Below are 395 nucleotides of genomic sequence, written 5' to 3' on the forward strand. Positions count from 1 at the left end.
GGAAGGCTTAAGCCAGCCTTTTCGTTACGCGATTGAATTCACCAGCCCGGTGAAAGAGATCAAACCGGCGCAGATGCTGATGCGGGACGCGGCGTTTACCCTGACATCACCCGCGTTCAATCCGGGGATGCGGGGCATGCCGGTGATACCGCCGGCACCGCTGCGCACGATCTACGGTGTGATCAGCGAATTTAAACTGTTATCCACCTCGCGGGATGAAAGCCGTTATGAAGTGACTCTGGAGCCGCGGCTGGCGTTGCTGTCGAGAAGCCGCCAATTTGCCCTTTATCAGAAGATGTCGGTACCGGAAATCGTGGAAAAAATCCTGCGTGAACGTCACGGCTTTCGGGGTCAGGATTTCTTATTCACCCTGGCGTACCCCTGCCCGAAGCGGG

Annotated in this window: 1 protein-coding gene; it reads left to right on the plus strand. The window is 57.0% G+C overall.

The window, feature by feature from the left end; all coding sequences use genetic code 11:
- The coding region (locus SLS51_RS23405) for a contractile injection system protein, VgrG/Pvc8 family (protein ID WP_323840863.1) at positions 1-395 on the plus strand (395 nt) is incomplete at both ends.

It is taken from the genome of Photorhabdus africana, from assembly GCF_035181445.1.
GTDB lineage: Bacteria > Pseudomonadota > Gammaproteobacteria > Enterobacterales > Enterobacteriaceae > Photorhabdus > Photorhabdus laumondii.